The organism is Thalassotalea sp. G20_0, assembly GCF_017744175.1.
In the GTDB taxonomy this organism is placed as follows: domain Bacteria; phylum Pseudomonadota; class Gammaproteobacteria; order Pseudomonadales; family Endozoicomonadaceae; genus Endozoicomonas.
On the sequence record NZ_JAGHQV010000017.1, the window covers coordinates 72,145 to 88,429 of the forward strand.

Below are 16,285 nucleotides of genomic sequence, written 5' to 3' on the forward strand. Positions count from 1 at the left end.
TCGTCGATGTTCTTGACCACTGACTTTAATTTCTAAGCTGCCTGTGCGGCAGTGAACGGACATTGTAGTTTATGCCGCGCTATCGCGCTTTTCTAAGCTGCCTGTGCGGCAGTGAACTTTCGGTGCTGTCATCACTGAACAGTCATACATTTCTAAGCTGCCTGTGCGGCAGTGAACGTTTTTTTGTGTGTCGAGTCTCTTGGCTCTTTTTTCTAAGCTGCCTGTGCGGCAGTGAACGTGATGCTGCCCTATGCCACCGGCCCGGACCTTTTCTAAGCTGCCTGTGCGGCAGTGAACACTTATCCAGACCAGTCATCTCCACCATCTGATTTCTAAGCTGCCTGTGCGGCAGTGAACCGAGCCGTTGTTCCAATTGCCGCCGCGAATCGTTTCTAAGCTGCCTGTGCGGCAGTGAACTCACAGGTGAGGTTTTGTCAGCATGGGAATATTTTCTAAGCTGCCTGTGCGGCAGTGAACTTACCATCCAACGTAATCACATTGCCGGTATTTTTCTAAGCTGCCTGTGCGGCAGTGAACAACCACTCATAATTTACTCTCAGTACTTGGCATTTCTAAGCTGCCTGTGCGGCAGTGAACGCAATGTGGCCAACTACACGGCATCCGCCTCGTTTCTAAGCTGCCTGTGCGGCAGTGAACACCACGGCAGCAGCATTCACACTCCAGTAGTTTTTCTAAGCTGCCTGTGCGGCAGTGAACAACGTGACATCAAAGAAGTAGTCCTGCTCTTCTTTCTAAGCTGCCTGTGCGGCAGTGAACGCAGACTTGCCCAACAACAAAAAAGGGCAGCATTTCTAAGCTGCCTGTGCGGCAGTGAACAAAAAACCATGTTACTGGCTGATCAACCGCGCTTTCTAAGCTGCCTGTGCGGCAGTGAACAAGAATGAATACGCGCAGGACCTCTACGATAATTTCTAAGCTGCCTGTGCGGCAGTGAACGGTCGCATAACCTTGCGCTAACCGGCTTGTCCTTTCTAAGCTGCCTGTGCGGCAGTGAACCGAAGCAGCACGTTCAGCGACTGAAAGATCAATTTCTAAGCTGCCTGTGCGGCAGTGAACGTCTGGACAAAGGGCATCTGGCACCCTGGAAATTTCTAAGCTGCCTGTGCGGCAGTGAACGTGCAGTTATGCGGCGATGGGTCAGGGACTCATTTCTAAGCTGCCTGTGCGGCAGTGAACTTGCGAGTTCCACGGAATAGCTCAAAGTTAATTTTCTAAGCTGCCTGTGCGGCAGTGAACTTGAAGCTGTGCAGAAAGTAATTAGAAAATCATTTCTAAGCTGCCTGTGCGGCAGTGAACCACGTCAGTGTGTGTATCATCAGTTCCTTAGCTTTCTAAGCTGCCTGTGCGGCAGTGAACTAGACACTGCTTCCAAAGTGAAATTAGAAAGCTTTCTAAGCTGCCTGTGCGGCAGTGAACTTAAAAACCAGTTTGCCTGAGGGTTTGAGAATTTTCTAAGCTGCCTGTGCGGCAGTGAACCTGGACTTTCTATGGATCAATAATGACTACCATTTCTAAGCTGTCTGTGCGGCAGTGAACAAAATACTTTCTGACTTTATGGACGACACAGCCTTTCTAAGCTGCCTGTGCGGCAGTGAACTTATACCCGCTCGGTGAATCTCTATCTGGAAGCTTTCTAAGCTGCCTGTGCGGCAGTGAAATCCCGCCACCAAGACAAGGCACCGTTCAGCAATTTCTAAGCTGCCTGTGCGGCAGTGAAAACGCAGTTCGCCGTTTTCCTGGCTGACTTTGGTTTTCTAAGCTGCCTGTGCGGCAGTGAAACGTACTTCTTGCGACTTTCCCTGCCGGTACCATTTCTAAGCTGCCTGTGCGGCAGTGAAATTCACCGATGATGCAGTGGGCACCGTTGAACTTTTCTAAGCTGCCTGTGCGGCAGTGAAATGACGTACACCATGGCTGCGGTGGTTACCATATTTCTAAGCTGCCTGTGCGGCAGTGAAATTCACTTCTGCTTCAGTTAGTTTTTTCATAGTTTTCTAAGCTGCCTGTGCGGCAGTGAAAGCATCAACATCTTTTTCCAGCTGCTCATTCTGTTTCTAAGCTGCCTGTGCGGCAGTGAAACAAGCGGGAAATTGAACTGGATCTGTTCAGCTTTTCTAAGCTGCCTGTGCGGCAGTGAAAGGGTTCCACCGTGGGCACCTGGGACTTTAACTTTTCTAAGCTGCCTGTGCGGCAGTGAACGGTGGTTGTTTATGGTTTGCCTGAAATTGGCAATTTCTAAGCTGCCTGTGCGGCAGTGAACTAAATCCCGGCTTCGACGGTCGGGCGGGTACATTTCTAAGCTGCCTGTGCGGCAGTGAACGCTTTATTGATGAATACCCGGTGCTTACTGTATTTCTAAGCTGCCTGTGCGGCAGTGAACGTGAAAGGCAGGCGACTTTCGATAGCCACATATTTCTAAGCTGCCTGTGCGGCAGTGAACCCGGTGATTGCTCCAAGCCAGCCGATCATTACTTTCTAAGCTGCCTGTGCGGCAGTGAACCCGGCTTCCATCAGCTCATCGAGACACTTGCGTTTCTAAGCTGCCTGTGCGGCAGTGAACCTTGCCGGTGTGGTTCATGGATTTAAGACAACTTTCTAAGCTGCCTGTGCGGCAGTGAACAGTCACAGCCACAATATCGACTGGCACACACGTTTCTAAGCTGCCTGTGCGGCAGTGAACTTATTGCTCCACTGCTTCATCACTTTCTCAGCTTTCTAAGCTGCCTGTGCGGCAGTGAACTCTGTCAGCTGATCTAATTTATTTTCAATGCGTTTCTAAGCTGCCTGTGCGGCAGTGAACAGTAGTGTTTATATGGCTTGATTTTTGACAAATTTCTAAGCTGCCTGTGCGGCAGTGAACTGAACGGGTCACCTTCTGTCCCGGCAGATATGTTTCTAAGCTGCCTGTGCGGCAGTGAACATAAATTAATGAGCCAAAGAGTTAGGTCTTACATTTCTAAGCTGCCTGTGCGGCAGTGAACTTTGAAATCGGAGTGGGGGAAGTAGACAACAAATTTCTAAGCTGCCTGTGCGGCAGTGAACGACCATCCCCAGCGAACGGGCCCTGCAAAAGTTTTCTAAGCTGCCTGTGCGGCAGTGAACGGACGCCACCGAATAACCGGGCGACGCCTGCCTTTCTAAGCTGCCTGTGCGGCAGTGAACGCAGCGAAAGGGGGCGCGGATCTGTTTGGCGCTTTCTAAGCTGCCTGTGCGGCAGTGAACATAAACCGACGGTAGGTCTTGCGCACCATTTCTTTCTAAGCTGCCTGTGCGGCAGTGAACAAAGCCGGCGTCCGCCATCGTCGCCCGTATCATTTCTAAGCTGCCTGTGCGGCAGTGAACTAATCTATAACTATCTAGCAGCCAGTGATGCATTTCTAAGCTGCCTGTGCGGCAGTGAACATTCTCGAACTAATGTCTTTACTCAAGGTTTCTTTCTAAGCTGCCTGTGCGGCAGTGAACAAAGAAGCAGGCGGCAGAAATCATTTTTATGTTTTTCTAAGCTGCCTGTGCGGCAGTGAACACGTTGTGACCCTGCTTAAGCTTCGCTGGCGATTTCTAAGCTGCCTGTGCGGCAGTGAACATCAAACTTGAAGAAGCGCGGGTCTGCCCAGTTTTCTAAGCTGCCTGTGCGGCAGTGAACGCTAAAAAAGAAAAACTGGAGGGGCGAATCATTTTCTAAGCTGCCTGTGCGGCAGTGAACGCCGTGGCCATGTGGGCGCGATCCTTTGACAATTTCTAAGCTGCCTGTGCGGCAGTGAACGATCTGCCGGTCGGCCCACTCGGCCATATTCTTTTCTAAGCTGCCTGTGCGGCAGTGAACGTAGCGATAAGTACATCTGCAATCAGCTCAATTTTCTAAGCTGCCTGTGCGGCAGTGAACGGCCAGTGCTGCCTTTAAGACTTCCGCCAGCCTTTCTAAGCTGCCTGTGCGGCAGTGAACTTCATGTCGGCAACTATGCCAGGGAAGTGCAATTTCTAAGCTGCCTGTGCGGCAGTGAACTTTTATGATAATCCTGAAGATGAATTGATATATTTCTAAGCTGCCTGTGCGGCAGTGAACTTTGCAGCGTGTTCTGACCAATTACACCCGGGTTTCTAAGCTGCCTGTGCGGCAGTGAACGGTCCTGACTTCCTTAGCCTTCTCCGGGAACTTTTCTAAGCTGCCTGTGCGGCAGTGAACAATGAACGCAATATCAGTTGTATTCCTGAAGGTTTCTAAGCTGCCTGTGCGGCAGTGAACTGCGTTGTGCTGGTGGCCATGAATTGAAAGATGTTTCTAAGCTGCCTGTGCGGCAGTGAACCAATATTTTGGTTTGTACCAGTCTCATACTGATTTCTAAGCTGCCTGTGCGGCAGTGAACTGCGAGAACTGCAATGCTGGGCCGTATCAACTTTTCTAAGCTGCCTGTGCGGCAGTGAACCGGAGTGAGGTAATCGCCATCTGCACCAGATTTTTCTAAGCTGCCTGTGCGGCAGTGAACGTTGATGCTTCTCATGTCCTGCTTCGCAGTTTTTTCTAAGCTGCCTGTGCGGCAGTGAACTTATTAGAATCCGTGAAAGGGGTTGTGTTGTCTTTCTAAGCTGCCTGTGCGGCAGTGAACAACCATAAACCGTAACCTAGAGATCGTCGCTATTTCTAAGCTGCCTGTGCGGCAGTGAACGCCTTGCGCTTCCTGATCGTCCGCCCGTACCGTTTCTAAGCTGCCTGTGCGGCAGTGAACGACAGGAACCATTCCAGGCGCTCGAAACGGGTTTTCTAAGCTGCCTGTGCGGCAGTGAACAACCTGTAATGCCCAGAGCGTGTTCATCCACTTTTCTAAGCTGCCTGTGCGGCAGTGAACAAACAGTATTGGCTTCTCTGGTCAGATCTCTTTTTCTAAGCTGCCTGTGCGGCAGTGAACACAAGAGATACAACCGGCCCAGGTAACTCAATTTTCTAAGCTGCCTGTGCGGCAGTGAACCGGTTCTTGAAGGCGTCCGGGTTGGCCACGGCTTTCTAAGCTGCCTGTGCGGCAGTGAACAGGAAGGATAAACAGGGAGTAAACCAGGCTTTATTTCTAAGCTGCCTGTGCGGCAGTGAACGGAACACATCATCTTCAGTGAGCAGATCGAGGCTTTCTAAGCTGCCTGTGCGGCAGTGAACGTTTTACTTTAATCCTGATCTGGAACGTTTCATTTCTAAGCTGCCTGTGCGGCAGTGAACAGCAGTTCTGGCTCGCGGAGTTAGACCAGTACTTTCTAAGCTGCCTGTGCGGCAGTGAACGTCCCGAACCAGTATCCTCTCCCCTCCGTGTATTTCTAAGCTGCCTGTGCGGCAGTGAACTTTCACGGCAAAGGTTTAAACCGGCGTCGATGTTTCTAAGCTGCCTGTGCGGCAGTGAACTGCCGTTGCAGCTGTTGCGCCCGGTAGCTGCTTTTCTAAGCTGCCTGTGCGGCAGTGAACGACCCGAAGAACAATGCCTCCGCCATCCGTCATTTCTAAGCTGCCTGTGCGGCAGTGAACCCGTTAATCCGGTCTTGTTGATTTTTTGAGGGTTTCTAAGCTGCCTGTGCGGCAGTGAACAACTTGAGGAAAAAATCGGCCTTCTCTTCGGTTTTCTAAGCTGCCTGTGCGGCAGTGAACTGCGTTTTCAATCTGAAAAATTAATTGTCGATTTTCTAAGCTGCCTGTGCGGCAGTGAACATTCATGATCAGTAACAATAATAATCACAATATTTCTAAGCTGCCTGTGCGGCAGTGAACCTGACCCATCAAGATAATGTCCTGGCCCTCATTTTCTAAGCTGCCTGTGCGGCAGTGAACTTTGTCAAAGTGAATGACATCGGCGCTGGGACTTTCTAAGCTGCCTGTGCGGCAGTGAACCGGGCGAAACGGTATCACGAACTGGCCTGCAATTTCTAAGCTGCCTGTGCGGCAGTGAACCAGAGTTTTGAGTATAACCTCCCCCGTATTTAAAGGGATAGAACTCTAAAAAGGCTTTTTGACCCAAAAAATAACACCATCTGTAACCACTTGATTTATAAGCTCCATTTTTTTGCCCCAGAAAAAGGGTGAAATATAGAACTCAGATCAATTGAATCAATATTCACTCACCGGCACAATGCACTAAGGTTCACCCTGCCAGCTGGGCAGCATAAATTGCAAAACAAGGCAGATAAGTTGATCAAAATACAAGCAGCGTTTCCCTCTATCTCTGCTACCCATAAGCATCTGACGCGTAGAATGAACGATAGAGTTCAGCACAGGAGTATCTCACAATGGAAGTGCTGACTGATCTCAAGGCGATTCTGCATTCCAAAAGGGCCAATATCTATTACCTGGAAAAGTGCCGGATCATGCAGAAGGATGGTCGGGTGCTCTATCTCACCGAAGCCAAAAATAATAACCAGTATTGGAATATCCCCATTGCCAATACCACCTGCCTGCTATTGGGAAACGGAACCTCCATCACCCAGGCGGCTGTTCGTATGCTGGCTTCCGCTGGTGTGTTAATTGGCTTTTGCGGTGGCGGCGGTACTCCCTTACTTATGGCAAATGAAGTGGAATGGTTATCGCCGCAAAGTGAATATCGCCCCACGGAATACATGCAAGGCTGGATGCAGTTCTGGTTTGATGACCAGAAACGATTGCAGGCAGCCAAACAATTGCAGCTCGCCAGAATTCAGTTTATGAAAACCATCTGGGGCAAAGACCGGGACCTTAAGAGTGAAGGCTTTCTCGTTGATAGCATAATGCCTGAGCTTGAGAGTACTGAAAGCACAATCAACAAGGTAGGTAAAGTCAATGATTTGCTACAGGCAGAGGCCCGGCTGACCAAGACGTTGTATAAGTTTGCAGCACGGCAAACCGGTTATGGCTCATTTACCCGTGAACGCAGCGCAGAAGATCAGGCCAACAGCTTTTTGAATCATGGTAATTATCTGGCTTACGGACTGGCAGCAACCACGCTTTGGGTATTAGGTATCCCTCACGGCTTTGCAGTGATGCACGGCAAAACCCGGCGGGGAGCCCTGGTATTTGATGTAGCTGATCTCATCAAGGATACACTGGTTCTTCCATGGTCGTTTATATGTGCGAAGGAAGGTGCCACAGAGCAAGAGTTCCGGCAACAGTGTTTGCAGGCTTTTACGGATCATAAGGCCCTGGATGTTATGTTTGACCAAGTGAAAGCAATCGCCTTGAACTCTGACTGGGAGTAATCAGCCATGATGGTCACCTTTATCTCCCAGTGCGAAAAAAATGCCCTGAAAAAAACACGACGGGTTCTGGATGCCTTTGCGGATCGAATAGGTGACAACACCTGGCAAACCATTATTACTCAGGATGGATTAAACGCCGTTAAAAAACTGCTGAGAAAAACAGCGACCAAAAGCACAGCAGTCAGCTGTCACTGGCTTCGGTCACGGTCGCGCAGTGAGCTGGTTTGGGTGGTGGGCAAACGCAATGCCTTTAGTAACAAAGGCCTGGTGCCAGTCAATCAAACCCGGCGAACTCTGATTGGCACAGAGTGGGAAAACAGCTGGACTATGGCAACCTCTATACAGATTGTTGCCGTACTCGCTGCACTCCTGCATGACCTGGGTAAAGCAACGGTTGGATTCCAGCGAAAACTTAAAGAATCCGGGAATCAACAATCGGACCCTTACCGTCACGAGTGGCTATCCCTGCGCCTTTTTGAAGCACTGATTTCTGGCTGCTCGACGGATAAGGAGTGGCTGGAAAGGTTATGCAACCTTCCCGTCTATTTCAAACAGCACCCCAATTGGGTTGACTCCCTTTACAACGACTATGCACACAAGAATAGATCCAAAGGTATTGCCCATCTTCCCCCATTGGCACAACTGGTTGCCTGGTTGACGGTTACCCACCACCGACTCCCTTGTGATGACAGGCATAATTTCAGAGAAAGGGAGAAACTGCGCCATCAATCCAAATTTTTGGGACTGGATATTGCTCGCTTCTACAAACGACTGTCTGCTTATAACTACTGGGTTTTCTCGGAAAAAGCGCAAAATGAACGCAATGACGTGGGCGATTTTTGGCGCTTTTCCGCTCAGGCCACAGACAGCCTGGTGTGGCAGAAAACCGTGAAGCGCTGGGCAACTAAAGCATTAAACCATCCTCCGCTCTTGAACTTACCGGAAAAAAATAATCCACTGTTGATGCATTTGGCGCGTTTATGTCTTATGGTGGGTGACCATAACTACTCCAGCCTGCCTGCGGATGACCAACGCCGCGTCACCGGCGACCAAAGCCTTACAACGTCACTGATCGCTAATACTGATCGCCAGTCAAAACAACCAAAACAAGCGTTGGATGAGCACTTGCTGGGGGTTGCCCGGTTTACGGGTGATTTTGCGCGATTACTACCACGATTTGCCCACGAACTGCCATACCTCGAAGATATCAGCCCATTTTCCAAACGTACTTCAACGCCAAGGTTTCAGTGGCAAAACCAAAGTTGGAACCTGGTGAAAAAGCATCAGAAAGAGGCTCGTCAGCAAGGCTTCTTTGGTGTGAACCTGGCCAGCACTGGCTGTGGTAAAACCTTGGGCAATGCACGGATTATGGCCGCACTCGCTGATCCCGAGCGGGGCCCCCGCTTTACCATTGCCCTTGGCTTGCGGGTATTGACCCTTCAGACAGGGATAGCTCTGCGGGAAAGACTAAACCTGGATGATACCGAACTGGCTATCCTGGTTGGTGGTGCAGCACAACGCACACTGTTTGATTTACAGCAGCAGGCGGCAGAGGAGAATTCAGAGGATAACGGCAGTGAATCGGCCAGCGATCTGATTATCGATAAACTCGACTACGAAAACTGTGTACTGGATAAATCAACCCTGGGAACCATTATTCAAGACCCCAAAGCCAGCGACCTGCTCTATGCACCGGTGGTTTCCTGCACTGTTGACCACATTATCAGCGCCACAGAAACGCTGCGCGGTGGACGACATATTGTGCCAATCCTCCGTCTGCTGACCAGCGATCTGATTCTTGATGAGCCGGATGACTTTGATCAAAATGACCTGCCTGCCCTGAGTCGTCTGGTGCATATGGCAGGTATGATGGGGAGTAATGTCCTGCTCTCTTCGGCAACCCTGACACCCGATCTGGTTCAAGGGCTCTATGTAGCCTACCAGAAAGGTCGCCAGCTATGGCAGCTCAACCAGAATGGGAAAAGCACAGGGGTCTACTGTGCATGGTTTGATGAATTCCACCAGCATATTGAGCCATGCAGTAACGAACAAACCTTTGCCGAACGCCATACACAATTCACTCGCAAGCGTATTAAAGCGTTGAACGCGCTGCCACCGAAACGTGTGGGAGAGATTCTGCCCACAGCACTTCCCCGGGCAACTGAGGAGGAAAAAATTCACAACCGCACTCTGGCCCAAATTATTACCGATGCCTGTACGCGCCTGCACAATAACTACCATGAAACCTGCCCTGCAAGTGACAGAACCGCCAGTGTTGGACTGATACGGATGGCCAATATTGATCCGATGGTTGATCTGGCCAGGGCACTGTACCAGTCACCGTTGCCAAAGAATATCCAACTACACATCTGCTGTTATCACGCCCGTCAATTGCTCTTTTTACGCAGTCGGCTGGAACATAAGCTGGATCGCATTCTTAACCGGAATAATGGTAAGAATCTGTTTGACCATCCGGAAATTACCAACGCCGTTCACAGTGGTGATAAAAAACATCATATTTTTATCGTTCTCGCCACAGCCGTTGCTGAAGTGGGTCGGGATCACGATTACGACTGGGCCATTATTGAGCCATCATCCATGCGCTCAATCATTCAGCTGGTTGGGCGAGTCTGGCGACACCGACCAGACAAGGTAGTGACCGAAGCCAATGTGCTGATTCTTGATAGCAATATCAAAGCCCTGCAGGTCGGGAGTACTTTGGGGGTCGGCGTCCCCGTCTTCCTGCGGCCCGGATTTGAGAGCAACAACCATCTTCTCAATAGTCATCGCTGCTCCGATGACCTGATTACTGATCAGCAGCTGGCCAATATCAATTCGATGCCCCGAATAGCCAGGCCCGATCATCTCCAGCCAACCCAACGGCTAGCCGACCTTGAACACGCGGTTATGGCTGATCTGCTCAACGCAACGGGTACCAACGTTGTCAATGCCTTCTGGCAGCACAACAGTGCAGCACAGGCCAACACCCACATGCAGCGGGCGACGCCATTTCGGTTCGATCCGATACCGCAAGTTGATGTTGTTGCGGTACCTGACGAGGACTGCTGTTCAGGTATTCGATTCCGTTACGCAGAAAAAGCCTGGGAGAATCCCTTAGGGCAGGACAGTATAAACAGCAAGTTTGCTTATCAGGAATTTGTACCGGAAAGTACCACAAGCCAGCCTTGGCTGGTCAGTGATTTTCACACGGCACTGGATGATCTCTGTGCACAACTGGGTAACGAATCATCACTTAAGACGGCTATCCGCTTTGCTTCTATACGGTTGGCTCAAGAGAGGAGCTGGTGCTTCCATCCATGGTTTGGGTTCTGGCCGAACTAAGTCATACAAAAAAGGGCTTCTACCAAAAAGCCCTTCAGGAGTCTGCCTGTTCGGCAGTAATTTGTGCATAAAGAACCGCACTTGCATTTTGTAATTTATAAGCTGCCTACTCGGCAGAGAGTGAGAGCCTACCACCATAAAAATTTGTAGGTCTTTATAAATTTATTTTGAACACTTACACGGCAAAAATAATTTGCCATACGTCAATCCTTTTGAACAACAAGTTGAGGTGAAGAGAAGCAATGGAGTCAATCACACGTGATGACGTCATCCAGGCTATTGATCAGTATCTTAGCGAGCAGCTCCAGAGCAAGCTGGAGCCAGAACAGAAGAAACTGGACAAGGCAGAGCCTGGCAGCGATCAAGCACAAAAGATTAGCGATAAAATAACCGATTTCATAAATCGCTATGACAGAGCTAACTGGATGGAGACACTCGCGAACAAATATACCGGGCAAATCAAATTCGGAACCCACATATCCAAAGGAGTTCACCCCGATTCCAAAGGGGATAATATAAACTTCAGGCCTTCCTCAACTCTGCCTGCCGGTATTGTCGGAACCCAGTGCTTATCAGCCTCAGCATTAGATGCCAACGGCAATGCCGCTGCCTTACCATTAGTCGCTTTTTTTAACATCTCAGTAAAAGGTGTCCTCCTACGGGATCTAATCCTTGCACACCACCGCGGTCTGGAGAGAACCTTTGCTACTGATCCGACACTTTCTGCTCAATATCAGCAGAAATTTTATTCCTCTCTGGCTGCACAAACAGATTCACCCACAACCTCAGGTCGCAACAAACAGTTACTCTGGCCCCGAAATAATGCGATTGCAGACGATAGCTATCATTGCCTGGTGCCATTGCACCCCTCGGCACTGATCAACAACGTTTCTGGCACGATATACAGTAAACGCTTCAGCGAAGAGTACAAAAATGCCCGGGACAATCGCAAAAAAAAGAGCGTTGAGCAGAAAGCCTATGTTTCTGTAATATCCCTGGCAGCACTTAAAATAGGTGGTTCAAATCCGCAAAACATTAGTTCTCTCACCAGTAAACAGCGTGGTGTTAACCTGCTCCTTGAATCCCTGCCACCCACCTATTCCCGACAGCAAGATTTTTCTCTAAGCAAACGACAAGAAAGCTTCTTTAGCAAGAGTCTGGCTTATCACTGTTATGAAGCTCTGCAGATGCTGTATGCAGTCATCGAGGCTGCCGACAGCAACAAGGATATCCGCGATCAGCGCAAGGAGGCTCTCGGCCTTATTCTTGGCCAGATTCTGCAAATGGCAGCCTATGTACAACAAAGTTTTCCTGCAGGATGGAGTGAAAAATACCAGCTAAAAATGGCACACAAACTCTGGCTTGATCCTCTGCGGGCAAACCAGGAGGGTCAAACCGCCTTTAAACAACAGAGGGAAAGAGGTGAATGGGTCCAGAGCGTTATGCAGGATTTCGCACTCTGGTTGAATAATCTGCTGCAAACCAGATTCAAAAAACAGGCCACAGACTTTGACGATGTGGAATTCAGAGAATGGCGACGGGAAATGGAAGCAACCATCAAAGCCAGCCAGCGAAATAATGCGGGGGTATTTTCATGAGTGATGTGGACTTCTACCTGCATATTTCCCAGATCAAGGTACAAGGTGCCAACGCTATCTCCGGCCCCCTCAGTTATGGCTTTCCTGCCCTGACTGGCTTTTTGGGTGCTGTTCACGCCCTTGAACGTAAAATCCGGTTTCCTGTCAGCCTGATGTTTGACGGCGTATTGATCGCCAGTCATGAGTGCCGGGTAAGACGGTATCGTCCCCATGCGTTTAGTGATTACACATTCAATCAAAGCCGCAACCCAATCAGGAAAAACGGAGAGACTGCAGCAATAGTCGAAGAAGGCAAGGTTGATATGACCATCAGCCTGGTTCTCCCCATACGCTGTGCCGACTACGATGACGAAGACTGGCTTAATGACAATGAGCAAGCGTTTTGTCACTGGGTCAGCCAAACCCTGCAGCAACAGAGAATGGCCAGTGGCAGTGTGTTTGGTATCAAATCGGTTGAGCTGGTACCGGCAGAAAATCTGGATCAACTAAAAGCCCGCCTGGCACCGGCCTTTATTCTTGTGGAGGCCCGTCAGGAACTGATAGAGATTACCAGGCAGCTACAACAGCAATCACCCGATGCAACCGCTCTGGATGCACTTCTCGAAACGGCGATATTGCATCATATTCCCGAGCAGCGGCCCACCAGGGGTGAAGACAAAGAACCAACCGTGCACTGGAAGACGGCCAGTGTCAAACATGGTCGTGGCTGGCTGGTGCCGATATCGGTCGGCTATCAGTCAATCTCACCGCTTTTTGAACCGGAAGCTATGCAACATAGCCGGGCTCCCTACTACCCAAGCCAGTATGTCGAGACACTCTACAGCCTTGGCCGCTGGGTTTTCCCTTATAGCCTCAACTCACTGGATAATGCCTTCTGGCGGATGAACAGCGGTGAAAACGGCTTGTACTTGATTGAGCAAAATGGCAATTGATATCAAAGGAGTTATGCAATGACTAAATTAACAACAGCCTCAGTTCTCGCCTTCGAACGTAATCTGGATATCTCCGATGGGGTGTTCAGTCAGTTCAACAGTGAACTGGAGCACCCTCAGGAGTCTGTGATTGCCATTCGCACCAAATCCATTCGGGGCACCATCTCCAATCGCCTGAAAAATAAGGATGCCAGCGACCCGGCCAAACTGGACGCAAAAATTCAGGTACCTAACCTGCAAACCGTCGATGTAGCCATGTTGAATAATGACAATGACACTCTCAAGGTCAACTTCACCTGCAAGGTTATCCCTTTTGATGGCACCCCCAGTGTCTGTAATAACCAACCCTATCAGGCCAAGGTGAAAGAAGTTGTTGCTCAATATATTCAGGAGCATGGTGTAGAAGAACTGGCAAGGCGGTACGCAACCAATATTCTTAACGCCCGCTGGCTGTGGCGTAACCGTATCGGCAGTGAGTCGGTTTCAGTCATTGTGCGCTGCAAAATTGATGGCACAGAGAAGAGTGTTGCCATCGATAATGCCCGTCAACTGAGCTTGCAGAATTTTGATCACCAGTCCGATGAAATCACCACTGTTGCTCAATGGATAGCTTCTGGTCTGCGTGGTGAGCATTTTATTCTTCTCAATATTGAAGCTCATGCCCGCCTCGGCTTTGGTCAGGAAGTTTACCCTTCTCAGGAGCTGGTACTGGATACAGGAAAAACCAAGAGCAAGGAGCTCTATGTTGTCAATGAATCCACTCGTCAAGCAGGCATGCACTCGCAAAAAATCGGTAATGCTATTCGCACCATTGATACCTGGTACAGTGACGATGCGATAATGCCTATTGCCATTGAGCCCTATGGCTCTGTAACAACCCTGGGCATGGCGTTCCGGCAGCCAAAGGTAAAGATGGATTTCTACAGCCTGTTTGATAACTGGGTACTCAAGGATAAAGAACCTTCTGTAGAGCAACAGCACTATGTAATGGCTATCCTGATCCGTGGTGGCGTCTTTGGTGAATCCGGCAAGGAGTAATTATGGACAGCTACTGTGAGCTCAAAGCACTGCCCAACCCAGAGATTATCCAGTCTGCTGTGGTATCGGCACTCATGCAGGCACTGCACTCGTTGCTGCCGACCTATGAGGGACGAATCGGTCTTGCTTTCCCAGCCTACGGACAACAGCGCACACTGGGTGGCATAATACGTATCCTTGGCAAAAAGGCGGATATTGATGCTTTCCATTCGGTGCTTGCTAACCATTTAGTTATCCGGGATTACGCTCTGCTGACACCTGTCAGTGGGATACCTGAAGGGATCTCTAAACACAGCTGCTACTCTCGAAAGCAACCTAAGGGCAACAGCCGTTACCAGAGGCAAAAAAAGCGCCACCTTGAGCGGGGAACCTGGTCAGAGGCATTGGAGCAGGCTATGCATGCACAAATCTCGAAACCACTGCGTCTTCCTCATGTTGGCCTGAAGAGCAGCAGCAACGGGCAAAGTTTTCTGCTGTTTATAGAGCGCCATAACAAAGCCAAGGCTGAAGATGGCCAGTTTAACAGCTACGGCCTGGCTTTGGATCACGCCACTGTTCCTGAGTTCTAGTGCAGAAAAGCGCTAATGCCCATACACACTCCCATGCTTGCGTGGGAGTGCATACCGGAGCCTTTTGAATGTGGAACAATCCGTTTCTACCCGGAATCATGGAAGTTAAACGGAGGTTCTAATTTGTACAGTGGTTCGGTATGCATTCTCAAGGGAGTCCGTGGGAACATGTTCGGAGGGATTGAACAGCCTCAAGACCTTGGGAATGAGGGTCTGTGTGCATAACAAAGCCTGGCCACATTAGTACCCATAGGAAGCTGCTGTCACCAGCGGCACTCAAAGACCCTTTTTTTTCGCTCTCTAAAAATATACTTACAATCAATGATTTAAATTCACTCTAAAAAATAGGGTGACACTCCCTTTTTTCGATGGAACCCTTGCAGCAACTACTCTTTGTGCATATTGTCTTTGGTTCACTGCCGCACAGGCAGCTTAGAAAGTCAAGCCAAAGCGTTTCCCTGTATAGTCTCGGTTCACTGCCGCACAGGCAGCTTAGAAATAGAAGCTGAAAACCAGCATGGCGACGTGTACGTTCACTGCCGCACAGGCAGCTTAGAAAATTAATGAACGGCCAGCACTCCCCAACCTTTCGTTCACTGCCGCACAGGCAGCTTAGAAATTGGTGTGGCGGATCTGTCCACCGCTCAAATCGTTCACTGCCGCACAGGCAGCTTAGAAATGTTTCATTTCCTGATCGTTCATCCATCCCCCGTTCACTGCCGCACAGGCAGCTTAGAAATGTTTCATTTCCTGATCGTTCATCCATCCCCCGTTCACTGCCGCACAGGCAGCTTAGAAATGAACTTCCCTTTAACCGGGCGAGCGTTCTTCGTTCACTGCCGCACAGGCAGCTTAGAAACAAAGCATCCGGCGGCAGTTATATGAGCCGGGTGTTCACTGCCGCACAGGCAGCTTAGAAAGGTCGAAAGAATAAGGACATATGCCAGTGGGGGTTCACTGCCGCACAGGCAGCTTAGAAATCGACCATGGCTGAGAAAAAAGAAGGGAAGGAGTTCACTGCCGCACAGGCAGCTTAGAAATAAGCCCGAAGTTGCAGAAATTCCACCACCCCGTTCACTGCCGCACAGGCAGCTTAGAAACAGCGGCTCCAGAGCAACAGACCGCTGTTAATTGTTCACTGCCGCACAGGCAGCTTAGAAAGTAGCGGAATCCAAAACCCTGAGTAAAAACATGTTCACTGCCGCACAGGCAGCTTAGAAATGATGAAAGCTCTGCCGGTCTCTGTAAAGTTAGTTCACTGCCGCACAGGCAGCTTAGAAAATGTAGGTTTTTATCTGTGGCGCAAACAGTTTGTTCACTGCCGCACAGGCAGCTTAGAAAGCTAAACCGGACTGCGCCGGTTAGCTGTCGGTGTTCACTGCCGCACAGGCAGCTTAGAAATCAACGCCTTCAGAAAAGGCAAGCAACGCTACGTTCACTGCCGCACAGGCAGCTTAGAAAACCGGAGCCTTTACCACTATCACCCATAGCTTGTTCACTGCCGCACAGGCAGCTTAGAAATGTTCCAGGCGGATAAGTCTGGTGCCGGTAACGTTCACTGCCGCACAGGCAGCTTAGAAAT

6 protein-coding genes and 2 CRISPR repeat arrays (2 of these 8 running past the window's edge) are annotated in these 16,285 nt (G+C 49.8%); all 6 genes read left to right on the forward strand.

Features of this window, described 5'->3' with window-relative positions; genetic code table 11:
• Positions 1-5,947: direct repeats of the CRISPR family, unit length 28 nt; unit sequence TTTCTAAGCTGCCTGTGCGGCAGTGAAC (it extends 2,133 nt beyond the left edge of the window).
• Between the two features lie 335 nt (positions 5,948-6,282).
• The 6 genes from cas1f (at position 6,283) to cas6f (ending at position 14,703) form a co-directional block, all read left to right on the forward strand.
• On the forward strand, positions 6,283-7,224 hold the full coding sequence (gene cas1f / locus J7438_RS12290) for a type I-F CRISPR-associated endonuclease Cas1f (protein ID WP_209276753.1): 942 nt from the start codon (positions 6,283-6,285) through the stop codon (positions 7,222-7,224).
• Between the two features lie 6 nt (positions 7,225-7,230).
• Positions 7,231-10,566 (forward strand): type I-F CRISPR-associated helicase Cas3f, encoded by a 3,336-nt coding sequence (gene cas3f, locus J7438_RS12295; protein ID WP_209276754.1) that lies wholly within the window; start codon positions 7,231-7,233, stop codon positions 10,564-10,566.
• A 242-nt stretch (positions 10,567-10,808) separates the two neighbouring features.
• The gene (gene csy1, locus J7438_RS12300; protein WP_209276755.1) at positions 10,809-12,164 is read left to right on the forward strand and encodes a type I-F CRISPR-associated protein Csy1; all 1,356 of its coding nucleotides are present in this window, start codon (positions 10,809-10,811) and stop codon (positions 12,162-12,164) included.
• Positions 12,161-13,096 carry a type I-F CRISPR-associated protein Csy2 gene (gene csy2, locus J7438_RS12305; protein WP_209276756.1) on the forward strand — a complete coding sequence of 312 codons (936 nt, stop codon included), beginning with the start codon at positions 12,161-12,163 and terminating at the stop codon, positions 13,094-13,096. Before csy1 ends, csy2 begins: the two co-directional genes overlap by 4 nt.
• Positions 13,097-13,114: 18 nt before the next feature.
• The gene (gene csy3, locus J7438_RS12310; RefSeq protein WP_209276757.1) at positions 13,115-14,134 is read left to right on the forward strand and encodes a type I-F CRISPR-associated protein Csy3; all 1,020 of its coding nucleotides are present in this window, start codon (positions 13,115-13,117) and stop codon (positions 14,132-14,134) included.
• Between the two features lie 2 nt (positions 14,135-14,136).
• Entirely contained in the window at positions 14,137-14,703 is a 567-nt protein-coding gene (gene cas6f, locus J7438_RS12315; protein WP_209276758.1) for a type I-F CRISPR-associated endoribonuclease Cas6/Csy4, read from the forward strand.
• A 411-nt stretch (positions 14,704-15,114) separates the two neighbouring features.
• Positions 15,115-16,285: a CRISPR direct-repeat array (repeat unit 28 nt; unit sequence GTTCACTGCCGCACAGGCAGCTTAGAAA) (it continues 3,304 nt past the right edge of the window).

What these genes read in the sequence shown, in the direction of transcription:
- csy2 (WP_209276756.1), top strand. Translation starts at nt 12,161, where the DNA reads ATGAGTGATGTGGACTTCTACCTGCATATTTCCCAGATCAAGGTACAA.
- cas3f (WP_209276754.1), top strand. Translation starts at nt 7,231, where the DNA reads ATGATGGTCACCTTTATCTCCCAGTGCGAAAAAAATGCCCTGAAAAAA.
- csy3 (WP_209276757.1), top strand. Translation starts at nt 13,115, where the DNA reads ATGACTAAATTAACAACAGCCTCAGTTCTCGCCTTCGAACGTAATCTG.
- cas1f (WP_209276753.1), top strand. Translation starts at nt 6,283, where the DNA reads ATGGAAGTGCTGACTGATCTCAAGGCGATTCTGCATTCCAAAAGGGCC.
- csy1 (WP_209276755.1), top strand. Translation starts at nt 10,809, where the DNA reads ATGGAGTCAATCACACGTGATGACGTCATCCAGGCTATTGATCAGTAT.
- cas6f (WP_209276758.1), top strand. Translation starts at nt 14,137, where the DNA reads ATGGACAGCTACTGTGAGCTCAAAGCACTGCCCAACCCAGAGATTATC.